Here is a 17,754-nt window from a genome sequence, read left to right as displayed (position 1 = left end):
GACAGCTATATATGATAAGTTTTTTATTAAAACGCCTGTCTCAAGTAGTCATCGTGATGCTAGCCATCTCGTTGATTGCTTTTGCCGTGCAAAGTAAACTTGGTGATCCGGTTGCTGAAATGGTTTCCATTACGGCATCGGCTCAAGAAAAAGCAGCAGTACGAGAAGAGCTAGGCCTTAATGATGCCTTTTTAGTACAATACGGTCGGTTTATAACCAATGTATTACAGGGTGACTTTGGTACGAGTTATTTCTACAAACGCCCTACCGCTGACATTATTCTTGAGAAATTACCCGCAACACTCGAGCTAGTGGTTATTGCGAGCATCTTTATTATTGGATTCTCAATTCCACTTGGTGTTTATGCAGCGATTCATCCGCGTAATTGGATCACCAAAAGTATTATGGGGATCAGTATTATTGGTATTTCCGTGCCAGTATTTTTGACCGCTATTTTATTACTTTTCCTATTTTCCCAGCACCTAGGTTGGTTACCTTCCTATGGACGGGGAGATACGGTGAACTTATTAGGCTGGGAATCTGGATTATTTACTATTGATGGTATTAAGCACTTAATTTTACCTTCAATTGCCTTGTCTTCAATCATGCTCCCGTTATTTATTCGCCTCGTGCGAAGTGAAATGCTTGAAGCATTAGGCTCCGAATATATCCGCTTTACCAAAGCCAAAGGATTAACCAATCGTGTTATTTGGTACAAGCATGCACTTAAAAACACCATGTTACCGGTTATTACCGTTGGCGGCGTGCAGCTCGGTATTATGGTTGCCTATACGCTATTAACGGAAACCGTATTCCAGTGGCCTGGTGTTGGGTTTATGTTCCTCGAAGCCATTAATCGTGCCGATATTCCATTGATTACCACCTATATCATTTTTGTTGGTTTTATATTTGTATTAACTAACACCATTATTGATATTATTTATGGTTTTATTGACCCACGCGTTAATGTGACAGGAGGAAAAAACTAATGAAAAACCATCCTTTTTTCAAATCAGATTTTTTCTACTATTTTAGTCGCGATAAAGTTGCCATTGCATCCTTTATCATTTTTGTGATGTTCATATTAATCGCTATTTTTGCACCGATGTTATCGCCTCATAATCCTTATGATCTCGCTACTATCGATATTATGAATTCAGAATTACCACCATTCTGGATGCAAAACCCCGATGATATGGCCTATGTAACCGATGAAGATGGTCACCTGCTGTCGTTTTTATTAGGCACAGATGAACAAGGTCGCGGTATTCTCTCTACCATTTTTTATGGCTTAAGAACCTCGTTAATGATCGGTTTATTTGCCGTGATTTTGCAAATGGTGATGGGCATTGTGATTGGTTTAACTGCTGCATATTACGGTGGTTGGATTGATAATCTGTTAATGCGTATTGCAGACGTACAACTGTCTTTTTCTACATTAATGGTTGCGATTATTATTTCCGCTATTTTCAAGACAATGTTTGGCCCGCAGCTTTACAGTGAATATGCCATTATATTGTTGATGTTAATTATTGGTATTGCAGAATGGCCGCAATATGCACGAACAATTCGCTCCTCTGCCCTTGCGGAAAAACAGAAAGAGTATGTTGAAGCAGCAAAAGTAATGGGCTTTAAATCAGGTCGTATTATGTTTAAACACATTCTACCAAACTGTTTATCGCCTATCTTGGTGATATCAACCGTGCAAATTGCAAATGCAATTATGAGTGAAGCGGCACTATCATTCCTTGGTTTAGGGATGCCAGCGGAGAAACCCTCATTAGGCTCTTTAATTAGTAATGGATTTGATTACATTAGTTCAGGCTCATGGTGGATAAGCTTATTCCCAGGCCTCGTATTGGTTGTACTTGTATTGGTTATCAATATGCTTGGTGACTGGTTACGTGACGTATTTAATCCAAAACTCTACAAAGGTTAACGAATAAAGGCACATCTTGATTTAAGATGTGCCTCTTCCACTGCTAGCTCTTTTCTTGATCAAAAAATTGCTCACTAATTACCATCCAAATCGCTAAGATAATCCCTGTACTGACAATACCAAACATGCCTATTGTAAATATTTTATCACTCCAATTTAGCGCAATCATCCACATTGCTAACGCGCCAACCACAAAATTAAAAAAGACTAATAACGAAGAAGCAGAGCCGACATGTGTATTAACCTGCTCAAGCATTAAATGATTACTTGAAGGACGGCTTAAACCAAAACAGAACGACGCTAGCATCATCGGCAAGGCAAGTCCCCATGGACCGGTTAATAATTGACTAACCATGACCACACTACCAAGTAGAATACCGATAAAAGAAATCGTTAAGACACTTTTAATACTCAACATGTTTTTAACTTTTTTACTGGTAAAGGCACCGGACATAATACACAGAGCATTAAAAGCGAAAAAGTACCCAAATGTCTGTTCAGATAGTCCAAAACGACTAATGTAGATATCAGCAGCACTACCAATAAAAGAATAATGAACCAGCGTTGAAAAAGAAAAGAGAAGAACCAGAATAATATAATGATGATTTTTAAATAAAGATAAGTACACTTTACCGGTTTCAATCAGTTTATTATCCGACAGTATTTTAACCGATTCCTCCATACGGAAGACACCATACCAAGCAACACAACCAATCAATGCCTGCGCAACAAAGATCCATGGCCATGATACATAAGCCATTATCCATCCACCTAGAATCGGCGCAACCATTGGGGCTAATGGCATAATAACGGCAACGGTTGCTAATATTTTTTGACGCTCATCGCCTTCAAACAAATCTTTAGTCATCGCAAGTGCCAATGCGGAGCCAGAAGCCGCGCCTATTCCCTGTAATGCACGTAACACAATTAAACTATATGCATTATCTGTAAAACCACAAAACAGACTGGCAACAATATAGATACCAATGCCAGCCAACAGCAATGGACGACGTCCGTATTTATCCGATAAGGGACCATATATCAACAAACTAACACAATAGCCCAAAAAGAAAGCCACAAGGGTTAAATTGATGGTTGCAAGGGGCACTCCCCACATCTCTTTTAGCAATGGAATAGCAGGTAAATACATGTCCGTTGATAAAGGTGGGAATGCAGATAATAATGCAATTAGGAGGATAAGTTTTCTTTTATCGGTATGTGCCATATTTATTTCTCTTTGAACATATAAATGATTATTTATTTAAATTGGTGATGATTCGACGTACGGTTTGTTTCAGATGTTCAATATCATTGTCATCAATCCCCTGCATAATTCGTTGCGTGTTTTCATTCACAATAGGTATCAATGCTTGTTGAAGCTCTCGTCCTTCAAGGGTTAAATAAACTCGATTAGAACGACCGTCTACAGGATCCGGATGACGCACAATCAAGCCAGTCTTTTCTAATTTTTTAATTAAATTCAGCACTGACACCTTTGTAATTCCACAATGTCCAGCTAATACCTGTTGCGTAATACCATCTTGCTTAGCCAAAAACACCAGTAATATCCACTGCTCAGAGCTGAGCATAAATCCATTTTTTATCAATCGAGCATTGAGCGATTCTCGCATCAACTTGACACAATTAGACATCAGCATAGGGAAGGATTCATTAATATCGTATTGTTCTGCTACTTCATTCATAAATGATAATACCTATCAAATCAACTTAGTTAGCACCCTAACTAAGTTGATTGCTATTGTCAATCACAATAAATTCATTTAACGATTTAAAATAACTAAAAAGAAAAGAAACGAGGAGATATAATAGAAAAATAAAGCAGAAAAATGCTCCTATCGAGTAATAGGAGCATCATAAAAATAATGCGGTTAGTTAGGTAATTTACCTTCAACACCTTTAACGTAGTAACTCATACCCAATAATTCTTTATCAGCAATTTGTTCACCTTCTTTGACAATAATTTGTCCCGCTTGATTCATGATTGGACCAGCGAAAGGATGCAATTTACCGGATGCGATATCATCGGAAATAGCTTGGATTTTTTGAGCAACATCTGCAGGTACTGATTTATTCAGTGGTGCTAATGTTGTCATACCCGTATCGATACCACCCCACACATCTTCAGATTTCCATGTACCATCAAGCACTTGCTGAACACGTTTTGCATAAAACTCATTAAAGTTATGTACAGGTGACGTTAAGAAAGCTTTAGGACCAAAAACACTCATATCAGAATGATAACCGATGGCATAGATACCAGCAGCTTCAGCAGCTTGTACGGGTGCTGGAGAATCAGTATGTTGCGTAAGTACATCTGCGCCCTGTTGAATTAAGCTACTTGCAGCTTCGTGTTCTTTACCTGGATCGTACCAGCTATTTACCCAAACAACTTTAACCGTTGCATTTGGTTTAACTGAACGTAATCCCAATGTAAATGCATTAATACCACGCATAACTTCTGGAATCGGGAAAGCCGCTACATAACCAATAGTATCGGTTTTAGTCATATACCCGGCTAGTACACCCGTTAAGTATCGAGCTTGATAGATACGATCGAAGTAGGTACCCACATTTTTAGCGCGTTTGTAACCTGTTGCATGTTCAAATTTAACCTTAGGGAAACGTTTTGCCACTTTAATGGTTGGATTCATGTAACCAAAAGAAGTGGTAAAGATAAGGTCATTACCGTTTTTTGCTAATTGTGTAATAACACGTTCAGCATCCGCACCCTCTGCGACGTTTTCAACGTAAGTTGTTTCAATCTTATCGCCAAATTGTGCTTCAATATACTTACGTGCGACATCATGTGTGTACGTCCAACCCGCTTCACCGATTGGGCTAACATAAACAAAGCCGACTTTAAGTGGTTTTTTATCCTCTGCATGTACAAAGGTCGTTGTCAGTGCTAGCGCAATTGCGAAACACTTAACAATATTTTTAAATAAACTCATTGATGAAATCTCCATTTTAATAGCGAAATAATTCCGTTAATTAACTGTTTTTACATTGTTAATGCTTTTTAAACCATGGTTTACCCAATGATACAGGCTCATATAGTTTTAGTTTGCTTTTATTTGCAGACAACATAATTAAAATAATAATCGTTGCTGCATATGGCAATATTGCCAATAGGTTAGATGAAATAGCAAATCCTAACCCCTGTGCGACTAAATGAATAATACTCGCAAAGCCGAATAGATAAGCTCCTAGAATAATTCGTTCAGCACGCCAACTTGCAAATACAACTAAGGCAAGGGCTATCCACCCACGACCCGACGTCATATTCTCAGTCCATAACGGTGTATAAGCTAACGATAAGTATGCACCAGCAATACCCGCCATCGCTCCACCAAAACAGATTGCTAAAAATCGTACTTTAATAACTGATAAACCAATCACATTGGCTGCATCTGGGTTTTCACCGACAGAGCGAATAATCAATCCACCACGACTTTTCTTGAAAAAGAAATAGATGCTAATAAACATAGCAAAACTAAAATAAACGACCCAATCTTGATTGAAAAAAACCTCACCAATCAGAGGAATATCCGACAGATATGGGATAGATAATTTACCTAGGCTATTAATAATCTTCCCTTCATAATCGACACCGATAAAAGAAGATAACCCGCTTCCAAAAATAGTTAAGGCCAATCCAGTTGCCACTTGATTTGCATTTAAAAATAGCACAATAGAGGCAAACAACATCGACATTAGCATACCGACAATAGCGGCACTTACAAAGCCCACCGCAATCATATCGAAATGGAAAACAGCGATAAAACCAACCACTGCGCCCATTAGCATCATGCCTTCTTGGCCAAGGTTTAACACACCGCTTTTCTCACATACCATCTCGCCCAATGCCACAAGTAACAATGGCGTACCGGTACGAATCGTTGCATGTAAGATATTTACAAATAAATCATAGTCCATAATTAACTCGCCGTTAAGAAGCAGAAGATGTTGGTAACGCGGGTACGTTAACAATACGATAACGAATAAACACATCACAGGCTAAAAGGAAAAATAACAGTAACCCTTGGAATACCCCTGTAATTGCACTTGGCAACCCTAAATCGATTTGTGCTAACTCACCGCCCATAAAAATAAGTGCCATTAATAATCCAGATAAAGTAATACCGACGGGATGAAGGCGACCTAAAAATGCAACAATAATGGCGGAATAACCATAGCCAGGAGAAACGGCCGGGACTAACTGTCCAATAGGGCCTGCAACTTCCATTGCGCCTGCTAGTCCTGCTAATCCCCCTGAAATCATTAACACTAAATAGGTTAATTTTTTTCCCTTAAAACCGGCCATTCTTGCTGCTGGCGGATTAAGTCCCAACACTTGTACTTGAAAACCAATAAAACTTCGACTTAAAAATACCCAAGTTAAACCCATTACAATCGCGACGAAAATAATACCAATGTGCAAACGGGTATCAGGCCAAATAATAGGTAATAATGTTGAATCTCCAAATAAGGCTGATTCCGGGAAGTTATACCCATTCGGATCCTTAAGCGGCCCATGCACAGACCAGACGAGCAAATTCAAGGCGATGTAATTCATCATGATCGTGGTTAAAATTTCATTCGTATTAAATTGCACTTTCAATAATGCGGCAAAACCTGACCATGCAACCCCACCAGCAACACCAGCCAATAAGGTTAATGGAATTGCCATGGTGTTAGTCGAGTCAACGAATAATAAGGCAACGGTAGAACCAATCAACGCCCCCATTAATAATTGCCCTTCCGCACCAATATTCCAAACAGAGGCTCGATAACAAATCGCTAAACCATAGGCACACAACAAAATAGGACACGCTTTTAATAGCAATTCTGAAACACCATAGGCATCGGAAATCGGGCTAATAAAAAAGGTTGTTAATGCATAGACGGGGTCATCGGTTAGCATCGAAAACAAAATAAACCCAGTGATTAACGTTAATACGCCCGCCAATATGGGTGACATATAAGACCAAAACGTCGATACTTCAGGTCTCGCTTCAAGACGCAACATGGTTGGTTTCCTTTTCAATAGCACTGTCGGCTGCAAAATCCCCTGCCATCCAACACCCTACCGTTTCTAAACTTACATCCTTGGTTGCTTTAATCGGAGATAATTGTCCATCACAAATCGCACAAAGACGATCTGAAATTTGATATAACTCGTCCAAATCTTCCGACACAACAAGTATCGCCCCACCTTGATCACGTAATTTAATCAACGCTTCGTGAATCGCAACTTGAGCACCAATATCAACTCCCCAAGTCGGGTGAGCAGCGAGTAATAATTTGGGTTTTTGTTCCATCTCGCGACCAATAATAAATTTCTGTAAATTACCACCCGATAGACTTTCCGCATGAGAAAATTCACCAACTGCTTTAACTTTATATTTATCAATAATATATTTAGCACGATCAACCATCTTCTTCATTTGAATCATGCCCTTTGACACTAATCCAAAATCAAAACTCGTTAACAGCGTATTTTGACTCAAGGTCATACTAGGAACAGCGCCTCGCCCTAAACGATCTTCAGGTACAAAGCCCATTCCTAAACGGCGACGTTTTAATGGGCTCAATGTATCCACGGGTTGACCATCAAAATAAACCCTTGGTTGTTTACTTTTCTTTTGTTTTATCTCACCGGATAACGCCATTAGCAATTCCTCTTGGCCATTACCAGCAACGCCAGCAATACCAAGAATTTCACCCTTTTTAACGCTGAGGTCGATATTTTTTAATGCCACTTCGAAATCATGTTTCGCACTCGTTGATAAATTATCAATGCGGAGAAAATCTTCCTCCGCAACGACCTTAGTATAAGTTGTCGATATGGGGGTTTCATTTCCGACCATCATAGTCGCAATCGATTTCGAGGTTTCTTGCTTAGGAATACAAGTACCACTGACTTTGCCATGGCGAAGAATCGTCGCATGGTCACATAAAGCGGTCACTTCATGTAACTTATGACTGATAAATAAAATTGAACAACCTTCACTGGATAAATGGCGCAAAGTAGTAAATAAAGAGTCAACTTCTTGAGGGGTCAATACTGAGGTTGGTTCATCTAAAATAAGTAATTCAATGTCCTGTACTAAACAACGAACAATTTCCACTCGCTGGCGTTCACCGGTTGACAATGTCGCCACCAATCTATCGGGCTGCAATGGCATACCATATCGATTAGAAACAATACGAATACGTTCAGACAAAGATTTAATATCACCCGCTTGCTCACCTAGGGCGAGAGCAATATTTTCTACAATCGTAAGAGATTCAAATAGCGAAAAATGCTGGAAAACCATACCAATACCCATATCACGGGCTTGGGCAGGATCTTTAATATTTACAGGATGTTCATTGAAGAAAACTTCGCCTTGATTTGGCTGAGTAACGCCATAGATGATCTTCATTAGGGTACTTTTACCCGCGCCATTTTCACCTAATAACGCATGAATTTCACCGGGTTCGATAATAAGGTCGATATTATCATTCGCAACACAACCCGGATATCGTTTCGTGATACCTCGCAGTTCTAAGCGCTTTATTTTAGTCAAGACAGTCCCTTTGTATGTTTATATATTGAAGACAATCCGTTGCACATCATATTGCGAAATAAATTAGCTAAGTTAGAGGTCAGCTTTCAATAAATAACGCCGGATCAACGAATTTGTATGCAAAAGATTTATGTTTTTGAATCTCTTCTAATGTCAGTCCCTGTAATTCATAGGGAAACACAACCCAATCTTTGGTTTGATGAACACTATAATCGGGCCCCTCATCATCAGATAACGATGCATCTTTCCATACCGTTGCAACGCGTACATCGGTTGGCATATTTTTTCGCAAACGACGTTTAAGTTCACTAATCGTCGCATTAACGTTTTTGCCCGAACGATACATATCATCAACAATCAGTAATTTATCGTCGACATTGAGCTTCTTAACCAAATAAGTCAGTCCATGAACACGAATGGGTTGTTCATTATGCGAACTTGTTTGATAATTTTTAGAACCAGTATAGGACGTTCGAATAGAAATGTGATCGGTTTTCACGCCTAATGTTTGTAAACACTCTTGAACATAAATTCCCACTGAACTACCGCCACGCCAGAGACCAACGATAAAAGTAGGTTTAAAGCCACTTGCCATTATTTGGGTTGCTAATTGAAAAGATTCTTCAATTAAGGAATCTTCATCTAAAAAGACTTTTTCAGGATATTTAGCCAAGAAATCACCAACTTTATATGTTATATTTGCAGGATTTTTAAGGCTTGAATTAGAACATAAATTCACTTTTCATTCAATATTGAACCTGGAATAAAAATGGCAGAAAAACGTTACCTTACCGCACAATCCTTACTAGAAGATTCCTATGCACTTGCACGGAAAGTACTTGATAGTGAATTCAATCCCACTTTTATTGTCGCTATCTGGCGTGGCGGTGCACCAATTGGTATCGCGGTACAGGAATTCCTTGCCGTGCATGGTATTCATTCCGATCATATCGCAATTCGAACGTCTTCCTACGAAGCTGCAATCGATCAACAAAACCGAGAAGTTCGCGTGCACAGTATTAAATATTTAGTCGACAATTTGCAACGTGACGACAAACTATTATTAGTGGATGATGTTTTTGATACAGGTCGATCAATTGAAGCCATTATTAATGAGCTAAAAAAACAAACTCGTTTAAATATGCCTCAGGATGTAAGAGTCGCGGTACCATTTTATAAACCTTCGCGTAACCAAACCGATCGTGCTCCCGATTATTTTATTCATGAAACAGATCAATGGTTGAAATATCCGCATTCACTTGAAGGTTTATCAGCCGATGAAATCGCGCAGCAACGCCCACGTTTATATGAAATTATAAAAGATTTTCTCCCCGCCGAAGACTAAAAAAAACCGCAGCTCATTGAGTTGCGGTTTTTTACTGTTTCTACATGACTACTTAAATCTAGCACTGTTGTTTCATACTACTACATTTAAATAAAAAAATGATTACTGTGCTTCTTTTAAACTAGTCACTAATGTCGCATATAATTTATTGTCTAGAAAATGCCCCAAAGAAATATGAATGGCACTAGGTGCATATTGTTTCGCTTCTTCAGTTAATTTTTCTTGAGTGATAACCAAATCAATATCGTCAGAAAGATTTTTAATGGCGATATTTTTAACACTAACATCAAGTCCTTCTTCTTTAATTTTTTTACGTAATAGGTTTGCACCCACTGCACTTGAACCAACTCCAGCAGGACAAGCTATTGCAATTTTGTTCACCGAAGCCATATTTTGCATTACATTCTCTTTAGAAGCGGCATTTGATTTGTCATCGGATAACGATCCAGTGTCCATAAGTAATCTCCATAAACTGCGCAACTCATATTTGCGCATAATTAGTAAGTTAATTTAAAAGTGTTTAAAATTAGAGCATTAGCGTAACAAGAAAATCAATCCTTCACGCTAAATAGAATAGTTTACGTGCTTCAAACCATAGCATAGATATAGAGTAAGACCATGATCAATATAAAGTTTATGTGATATTAGTTAAAGCTTATTTGGTTCTTTTTTTCACTTTAACTTTTGTTACAAATAAATATTGATCAATATCACACTTTATTGGTTATAATGTGACCATCTGTAAAAGTTTTAGGTTCGAGTGATCTGCCTTTATGGAATGTGATCCTCACCGTTTACTCAGTTAGCTTGCGTAAATTAACGATCCATACGCATCCTATCTTGAAGGAGAAACTGCATGGAATACCAATACAATACACATACTGCTGAAATTGAAACGTTAAAAAGCACTATGTTAAACGACCAAAAGGTCGAAATAAAAGAACAAGCGAACGTCAATCAAGCACTTGTATTTAACCCAAACAACATAGAAAAAACAGACGTTATTCTGCATGCCTTCGATTGGCCCTATGCGGATATAGCACGCAATGCTGAAATAATAAGTCAACTTGGCTATCGTTCGGTACTCGTCTCGCCCGCAATGAAATCCTTTGTCGATACAAACGGCACTGCGTGGTGGCAACGTTATCAACCACAAGATTACCGAGTGATTGATAATCAACTGGGCAATACGCAAGATTTCACAGACATGATCAACCAGCTAGCATCGCAGGGTGTTCGTGTATACGCCGATGTTGTGTTTAATCATATGGCAAATGAAGCTAACAAACGCAGCGATTTACAATACCCTTCGGCAACTGAACTTCAACATTACAAAGAGAATAAACAATATTATCAGGCAGAAGCGTTATTCGGTGATTTAAGCCAACCCTTATTCAATGAATCTCACTTTGCCGATGCCTTTGGCATAAATGATTGGAAAAACACCTGGGAAGTTCAAAACGGACGTATTACCGATGGTGAAAATGATCCTGGCTTGCCTAAACTGAAAGTGTGTGACTATGTTATTGAGCAACAACGAAATTATCTGAAGGCTTTGAAAAAACTAGGCGTCAAAGGATTTCGAATCGATGCCGCTAAACATATGAGTTTGGAACACATACAGCGTATTTGGACAAAAGATATCACCGAAAATATGCATATATTCGGCGAAATAATCACCGATGGCGGCGCAACAAAAGAAGAATACGAACTGTTTCTCAAACCCTATATGGAAAAAACCGAGCTAGGCGCCTACGACTTCCCATTATTTAATACCTTATTCCAGGCATTACAAAATGATGGCAGCATGGAATCTCTAGTTAATCCCTACTGCGTCGGACAAGCGTTATATAGTTTTCGCTCAACAACCTTTGCAATTACCCATGACATCCCCAATAACGAAGACTTTCGTGGCATGTTAATGGATGAGCAAAACGAATGGCTTGCCTACAGTTATATTTTAGGCCGTGACGGAGGTGTACCTTTAATTTACGCAGACTTAAACCCAAGCAAGATTGTTAACAAACAGGGGCAACCACGCTGGATGAATGGTTGGCGAGATCAACGTATGGCGAAAATGATTCAATTTCATAACTATACGCACGGCGAAACAATGAACTCACTTTATGCCAATCAAGATATATTAATATTTTCACGTGGATACAAAGGGATTGTCGCCATTAACAAAGCTAAAACCCCTGTATTTGTTGAAATTCCATGGCATAAAAGCATGCAGGACCTATTAACTAAAGCTGACTATAAATTAGATCACGGTAGATTAAATTTGAACATTAACTGTAAATCAGCCTTATTACTGGTTTGATAGACTAAATAGCACATTATGCTTTGCTTGATAAATCGACTAAAGTCGACGCCCCAAAAACGAGATGTCACTGGGCCAGCGACTTCAGTCGCTCTGTTTAAGTAAAAAATCATGCTTTACGTGATAAATCGACTAAAGTCGACGCCCCAAAAACGAGATGTTACTGGGGCAACGATTTCAGTTGCTTAGTTTGAGTAAAACATCATGCTTTACGTGATAAATCGACTAAAGTCGACGCCCCAAAGACGAGATGTCACTGGGGCAGCGACTTCAGTCGCTCTTTTAAAGTAAATCCCCATCCTCCAAGCGAACCAACTGCAATATAACCTGACAGCAACGTACTATCGCCCTAATTGCCCGAATAAACCTGATCACTGTCACGTGATTTCAATTCAAACAAATTAAACTAAACCAACGTCATCCTATAATAAGACAAATCATGCACTTTCAGTATACAATAACCACCTTCTCTTTTTTTCATTAACGCGCACTATATATTAGATAGACTAACCCAGAGGAACACAACGGCAACATGAATAAAGCAGCCCTAGGAAGAACGCAAATATTTACCCTCGCTTGGCCAATCGCAATGAATGCAATACTTCTCCAGTTGATATTGGTAATCGATACTGTACTCGTCACACCGCTGGGAGAGGAAGCGCTTGCCGCAATGGGACTTGCTGCGAGTATTGGTGGAATAATATTAGGTCTGCTATTTGCTTTTTCAAACGGAACACAACTTATAATTGCACAAGCCTTTGGTGCCAATAATCAATTAGCCGTGAGTAAAGGCTTCCGTTCTGGGCGATTTGTTAATGGTGTTATTTGTTTTATTGGTATTCTCTTTATTTTCACGGGTGCAGAGCCGTTAATACATTTTATCGCAGAATCAGATCCAATGGCGACAATGGCTTACCATTATTTACAAGCCTTCTCATTGGTAACGATTGGTGTCGCTATTTCCCAAAATATTACCGTTTATTTCAATGCGACCGGAAACAGCCGCCTTCCCTTTTATGCCAATATTATCGAAATGCCCGTTAATGTCGGGGTTAGTCTTATCCTTATTTATGGTTATATAGGTTTTCCAGCGATGGGATTAACCGGTGCAGCCATTGGTTCAGCCATTGCCGTAACCTGTCGTGCAATCTTTTTAATCACCTGTTATACAAAAAAACAACGAAAATCAGGTATCACAAACAGCAATAAACCAAGCAAACTGACCGCTGCCGATGTTAAATACCACCTCACTTACGCAACCCCGATTGCAGGTACCTTTATCAGCTCAGTTATTGCAACAAGTATTTGTATGCTGATCTACGCAAAACTCGGTGTAAACCAATTTGCGGCACTGACGCTTATTGCCCCTTGGGTGAAAGTATGTGGGCAGATGTCAACCGCATGGGCACAAGCAACGAGTATCTTCGTTGGGCAATTACTAGGAAATAAATCCTGGGGATTACTGGATAGCTTTATTAGTAAAGCATGGCGGATTTCATTCTATATTGGCGTAGTGATCGCGTTATCCTATGTCAGCATGTTCTACTTATTTAAGTTAATTTATCCCGAATTACAAACAGAAACCGTGAACACACTTTGGCAATTTGTCCCTATTTTATTCATCGTCGCATTTATCAGAACATCGAATACATTCTGCGGAAACGTACTACGTGCAGGCGGCGATGCTAAACATGTATTTAAAATTCATGCATACACACAATGGCTCGTGATCGTACCTTTGTCTGCATTATTTGTATTATATTGGGAACTCAGTGCCGTGTGGGTCTTTGCTTTAACATTATTAGAAGAAGCAATTAAAAGCGTTCCCTTCCATATCAGAATGTTAGGTGGAAAATGGAAACGAAGTTTAGTGGATTCAACAAATTAGATAATTCAGTGTGCGCAGTCCCCTTCCGTTGATAATCATGTAAGGTGTGCTGTACGCACCAAATTTACCCCAATAAAAACGGCGCTCTAGGCGCCGTTATCTTTCATTTAATCAACATCAATAAAACACTAAAGCACTTTACTTAAAAACTGCTTTGTTCTTTCCTGTTGCGGGTTTTCTAGAACTTGCTCAGGCGTGCCAATTTCTTCGATTAGCCCTTTATGGAAAAAGGCCACTTTATCGGATACTTCCTTCGCAAAAGCAATCTCATGGGTCACACAAATCATGGTCATACCATCATCACGCAATAACCTTAATGTATCTAACACCTCCCCAACTAATTCCGGATCAAGTGCCGAGGTCACCTCATCAAATAACATATAATCAGGTTCCATTGCCAAAGCGCGCGCAATCGCCAAACGTTGCTGCTGACCTCCGGACATTTTAGTCGGATATTCATCTAACTTATCACCAAGTCCAACGTGCTTAAGTTCTTTCGTTGCGATTTCTTCAGCTTTTTCTTTACTAAAACCTTTCACCACTTGAGGCGCTAGCGCCGCATTCTCTAATACCGTTAAATGCGGAAAAGAATTCCATTGTTGAAACACCATGCCTAAATTTTGTCGAAGCAGATTAATATCAGTATCTTTCGCATGTACATCGGTACCATCAACAATGATATTACCGCCGTTAATAGACTCAATCGCATTGATGCAATATAACAGTGTAGATTTACCACTCCCACTGGCACCAATAATACTAACCACTTCGCCTTTTTTAACCTCTAAATCGATACCTTTTAATACTTCTAAATCACCAAAAGATTTATGAACACCTTTGATTTCTATCATGTTGTCATTTTCCTTTCTATGTGTTTACCATACAGCGACAATGGATAAGAGATGAGGAAATAAAATAATCCAACACCTACTAATATCATCACCGGTTGCTGTGTCCTTGAAATCAACTGCTCAGCAGTTCTTAATAATTCCATATAGCCAATAACAGACACAAGCGCTGAATCTTTAATCACGCTCAAACCAACCCCGATCCAGGATGGAAAAACGGATCGCATCCCAATCGGAATACTAATATGTCGTACGGTTTGCCAATAACTCATTCCCAAAGAGCGCGCCGCTTTCTTCATTGAATCAGGGACATTATCAAATCCACTTCGAAATACTTCGACCATAAAGGCCATCGTATATAAGGTTAAAATAATCGCACCAGACACAAAGGGAGGAAGTGGGTATCCCATTGCACCAATAAAAGTACTAAACAAAATCAACTGAATAATCAGCGGCACAGATTTTAAAACATCTAAGATAGCCCCCAATGCAAAGTTAATTGTTTTATTAGATTCGGCTCTTACAAACCCAAAAATCAATCCAAGTAATGTCCCAAAAACAATGGCAATAATTGAAATATAAACGGTGTTTAGCACACCAGTCAGGATAAAACCGGTATCGTTCCAGGACAAAGGAGTAAATAAATTCATTATGAAAGCTCCCCTTTAAAAATACGCTTAGACACTAAATGCGCAATTAATAATACCGCCTTTGCGATAACATAATACATACCTGCAGCAACAATAAAGAATTCCAATGTTCGGAATGAACTTGATTGCAATCGTTGCGTTTCACCGGATAGATCGTTCATGCCCACCAAAATCCCCAATGAACTCATTAAAATTGACCAGATAAACTGATTAGTCATCGGGTGATAAATACGTCTGAACATTTGCGGTAAAATAATATGTTTATAGGCTTGTACACTATTCATCCCTAATGACTTGGCCGCATTGTATTGCGTTGATGGAATCGATTGAAAACCACCACGGAATGTTTCCGCTAAGTAGCCACCATTCACGAAGACAAGCGCAGCGAATACAGAAAGATAAGGGCTAAGATGGATGCCGTAAGCACCTAACCCAAAATAGGCCATATAAATAATGAAGAGTGCAGGTGTGTTCCGAGAAATTTCAATCCAAACATTTGAAATAAAAGATAACACCTTGTTATTAGACATTTTACCTAATGCCAAAAAGACAGCAGCGACAATACCAACCAGCATCGATAAAACCGATACATGCAAAGTCGTAAAAGCCCCGCTTAATAATTGTGGGAATGCATTAAACACCACATTCCAATGAAAGTCATAACTTTCCATATTTCCTCTTTAAATAATTAAAACAGCGACCTTCTCCAATATACCGAACGCTATTTCACTATTAATGTTGTAATCCAATATTGCTTCAAAAGAGCAAAGTCGCTTGCCTAAATTAAAACAAATCAATCAATTAATTTTCAAACCAACTCGTTGTGGAGTATTGATAACAATATACATCCAGCAAATGAAATAATGCCAGGAGGGATTGGAATTGAACAACGATACTTAGGTGACTTTACAATGTGTTATCGCAACACATAACAAAAAGCCCCTTAAGTAAAATAAGCCTCTCATCCAAGGAGAGACTTATCTATTCTAAAACTTATTTATTTTCAACTAATGCTTTCACCATATCCGGTGAAACAGGTGAGCCAAAATGTTTAACATGCAGTTCGTTTAAACGACCATCACGAATTTGATGAACTAAAAATAGATTTAAATAATTAATCCAAGCAAGTTCATCACGTTTAGCAATAATACCAACCACATCATCATAGTTAGGCACATAAGGACCTGCTACGAAATTATCAAACTGACCCGATGCCAATTTAGTTGCGATATTAGTATTGGTTGAAACAAGCGCATCGATTTTACCTTGGTATAAACCGAGGAAGGCATCGTTTTCAGATTTAAACGACGTATAGTTTGCACGTCCCCATCCTTTACTATCTGCATATTTAAAATATTCAGTTTCATAGGTAGTACCAATTGCGGCACCCACTTTAACATCTTTAAGATCGTCAAAAGATGTCATTTTCACACCTTTCTTAGATAAAACTTGAAATTTAAATACAAAATACGGGTAAGTGAAACCAACCGATTTCGCGCGTTCTAAGGTATCAGAGGTAGAACCAATAACCACGTCTGTTTTAGAAGAGATTAAAGAAGGGATACGATCAGCCCAAGTTAAATTAATCACATTGGATTTAACACCTAATACCTTTGCTAAATCATCACAGTAATCAACATCGAAACCAGCTGGTTCATTGTTTTTATCTGTGTACCCCATTGGTGGAAAGTCAAGAACAACACCACAGTTCAGGGTGCCTCGATCAATGACTTTATCTAGCTGGTCTGCATTCGCGGCTGAAAAAGCGCTTAATGCTGCAATTGAAGCAACTGCGATGGAAATTTTCTTAACTAACTTCATACTTCCTCCATGAGTTAAATAGTTTAATTTTTTTGGGGATCATACCTCTCCCCTTATGCAAAATTGCACGGTATAAACATAGCATATATTCCTAATTGTCTGAGGATTAGGCTGCTATTGCTTTTAATAGTTTAAGCATATATAAAAACGTTTGTAAAACTAAGTTGTTTATTTTTTAACCACAACAAAAAACCAAATCAAGACATAGCCCCTGCCGCTTCAACATCGAACAACTATTCACTTTTTATGAATAAACATTGTTTGGCAACCTTATGTTCGTTTGTTTTTTAACCACAATTAATCAATGGAATAATTATTTGTCAAAATAAGATGACTGAGTATAGAGG

Annotated in this window: 17 protein-coding genes; 5 read left to right on the top strand and 12 right to left on the bottom strand. The window is 38.7% G+C overall.

The genetic code is table 11. The annotated features are described in order from the left end of the window. Positions 1-11: 11 nt before the first annotated feature. Together ACR30L_RS08420 and ACR30L_RS08415 are read left to right on the top strand one after the other, a co-directional pair. Entirely contained in the window at positions 12-989 is a 978-nt protein-coding gene (locus ACR30L_RS08420) for an ABC transporter permease (RefSeq protein ID WP_435237568.1), read from the top strand. Continuing rightward, complete coding sequence (locus ACR30L_RS08415) at positions 989-1,939, top strand: ABC transporter permease (RefSeq protein ID WP_435237567.1); 951 nt, start codon at positions 989-991, stop codon at positions 1,937-1,939. The genes ACR30L_RS08420 and ACR30L_RS08415 overlap by 1 nt, the downstream gene beginning before the upstream one ends. A gap of 43 nt (positions 1,940-1,982) precedes the next feature. Here ACR30L_RS08415 and ACR30L_RS08410 read toward each other — a convergent pair whose 3' ends face one another. The 7 genes from ACR30L_RS08410 to ACR30L_RS08380 form a co-directional block, all read right to left on the bottom strand. After that, entirely contained in the window at positions 1,983-3,164 is a 1,182-nt protein-coding gene (locus ACR30L_RS08410; RefSeq protein WP_435237566.1) for a multidrug effflux MFS transporter, read from the bottom strand. A gap of 28 nt (positions 3,165-3,192) precedes the next feature. Beyond that, a complete protein-coding gene (locus ACR30L_RS08405) occupies positions 3,193-3,642 on the bottom strand; it encodes a MarR family winged helix-turn-helix transcriptional regulator (RefSeq protein ID WP_435237565.1) in 450 nt (149 codons plus the stop codon). A 186-nt stretch (positions 3,643-3,828) separates the two neighbouring features. After that, on the bottom strand, positions 3,829-4,911 hold the full coding sequence (locus ACR30L_RS08400) for a BMP family ABC transporter substrate-binding protein (RefSeq protein ID WP_435237564.1): 1,083 nt from the start codon (positions 4,909-4,911) through the stop codon (positions 3,829-3,831). Between the two features lie 58 nt (positions 4,912-4,969). Further along, on the bottom strand, positions 4,970-5,896 hold the full coding sequence (locus tag ACR30L_RS08395) for an ABC transporter permease (protein ID WP_435237563.1): 927 nt from the start codon (positions 5,894-5,896) through the stop codon (positions 4,970-4,972). Positions 5,897-5,909: 13 nt separating this feature from the next. After that, positions 5,910-6,989 carry an ABC transporter permease gene (locus ACR30L_RS08390; protein WP_435237562.1) on the bottom strand — a complete coding sequence of 360 codons (1,080 nt, stop codon included), beginning with the start codon at positions 6,987-6,989 and terminating at the stop codon, positions 5,910-5,912. Then, complete coding sequence (locus tag ACR30L_RS08385) at positions 6,976-8,532, bottom strand: ABC transporter ATP-binding protein (RefSeq protein ID WP_435237561.1); 1,557 nt, start codon at positions 8,530-8,532, stop codon at positions 6,976-6,978. The genes ACR30L_RS08390 and ACR30L_RS08385 overlap by 14 nt, the downstream gene beginning before the upstream one ends. A gap of 79 nt (positions 8,533-8,611) precedes the next feature. Beyond that, positions 8,612-9,205: a phosphoribosyltransferase gene (locus tag ACR30L_RS08380; RefSeq protein ID WP_435237560.1), complete on the bottom strand. Its 594-nt coding sequence runs from the start codon at positions 9,203-9,205 to the stop codon at positions 8,612-8,614. Positions 9,206-9,301: 96 nt separating this feature from the next. Here ACR30L_RS08380 and ACR30L_RS08375 point away from each other — a divergent pair, with 96 nt between their 5' ends. Then, positions 9,302-9,877, top strand: coding sequence for a phosphoribosyltransferase (locus tag ACR30L_RS08375; protein WP_435237559.1), 576 nt, complete (start codon positions 9,302-9,304; stop codon positions 9,875-9,877). Between the two features lie 102 nt (positions 9,878-9,979). Here ACR30L_RS08375 and ACR30L_RS08370 read toward each other — a convergent pair whose 3' ends face one another. Further along, positions 9,980-10,333: a hypothetical protein gene (locus tag ACR30L_RS08370; protein WP_435237558.1), complete on the bottom strand. Its 354-nt coding sequence runs from the start codon at positions 10,331-10,333 to the stop codon at positions 9,980-9,982. Between the two features lie 400 nt (positions 10,334-10,733). On the opposite strand from ACR30L_RS08370, the gene ACR30L_RS08365 reads away from it, so the two are divergent. Both ACR30L_RS08365 and ACR30L_RS08360 read left to right on the top strand, forming a co-directional pair. Continuing rightward, the gene (locus tag ACR30L_RS08365) at positions 10,734-12,200 is read left to right on the top strand and encodes an alpha-amylase family protein (RefSeq protein ID WP_435237557.1); all 1,467 of its coding nucleotides are present in this window, start codon (positions 10,734-10,736) and stop codon (positions 12,198-12,200) included. 532 nt (positions 12,201-12,732) lie between these two features. Next, positions 12,733-14,088 (top strand): MATE family efflux transporter, encoded by a 1,356-nt coding sequence (locus ACR30L_RS08360; RefSeq protein WP_435237556.1) that lies wholly within the window; start codon positions 12,733-12,735, stop codon positions 14,086-14,088. 128 nt (positions 14,089-14,216) lie between these two features. On the opposite strand, the gene ACR30L_RS08355 is transcribed toward ACR30L_RS08360, so the two are convergent. The 4 genes from ACR30L_RS08355 to ACR30L_RS08340 form a co-directional block, all read right to left on the bottom strand. Beyond that, positions 14,217-14,939, bottom strand: coding sequence for an amino acid ABC transporter ATP-binding protein (locus ACR30L_RS08355; RefSeq protein WP_435237555.1), 723 nt, complete (start codon positions 14,937-14,939; stop codon positions 14,217-14,219). Continuing rightward, positions 14,936-15,586: an amino acid ABC transporter permease gene (locus tag ACR30L_RS08350; protein ID WP_435237554.1), complete on the bottom strand. Its 651-nt coding sequence runs from the start codon at positions 15,584-15,586 to the stop codon at positions 14,936-14,938. Before ACR30L_RS08350 ends, ACR30L_RS08355 begins: the two co-directional genes overlap by 4 nt. Next, positions 15,586-16,257, bottom strand: a complete 672-nt coding sequence (locus ACR30L_RS08345; protein ID WP_435237553.1) for an amino acid ABC transporter permease — start codon at positions 16,255-16,257, stop codon at positions 15,586-15,588. The genes ACR30L_RS08350 and ACR30L_RS08345 overlap by 1 nt, the downstream gene beginning before the upstream one ends. 322 nt (positions 16,258-16,579) lie before the next feature. After that, positions 16,580-17,407 (bottom strand): transporter substrate-binding domain-containing protein, encoded by an 828-nt coding sequence (locus ACR30L_RS08340; protein ID WP_435237552.1) that lies wholly within the window; start codon positions 17,405-17,407, stop codon positions 16,580-16,582. Positions 17,408-17,754 lie beyond the last annotated feature (347 nt).

This window comes from Psychromonas saccharinae, assembly GCF_051201515.1.
Taxonomy (GTDB): domain Bacteria; phylum Pseudomonadota; class Gammaproteobacteria; order Enterobacterales; family Psychromonadaceae; genus Psychromonas.
The sequence above is the reverse complement of the archived record's forward strand: the minus strand, read 5'-3'. Positions and strand labels throughout refer to the sequence as shown.